Raw genomic sequence first — 267 nt, forward strand, 5'->3', positions numbered from 1 at the left:
GCGATAGGCGAAGTCGGCGCGTTGCTGCGCGTTCTGCGTCCACGTCGTGCTGTTGCCCGAGTGGCCCATGTCGGTCGCTGCCGTCACGAAGCCGCCTTCCTGCACGAGCGGGCAGGTGTAGCTGAAGCTGAACGAGCTTTGCTGCGTGGGATCGCTGAGCGTGCCGCAGAGCCCGCCGCAACCCAGTTGCGCGAAACGCTGCGTCCAGCTGCTGACCGGCAACGCGACTTCAAAGCTGTTCGACGGCGCGAGCGTGCCCTTCACGGT

At 66.3% G+C, this 267-nt stretch carries 1 protein-coding gene; it reads right to left on the minus strand.

What is annotated here, in order from left to right:
* A partial coding sequence (locus SB816_RS32175) for a tannase/feruloyl esterase family alpha/beta hydrolase (protein WP_410548267.1) occupies positions 1-267 on the minus strand: 267 nt, incomplete at both ends.

Source organism: Achromobacter sp. SIMBA_011 (genome assembly GCF_046535435.1).
In the GTDB taxonomy this organism is placed as follows: Bacteria; Pseudomonadota; Gammaproteobacteria; order Burkholderiales; family Burkholderiaceae_B; genus Achromobacter; species Achromobacter dolens.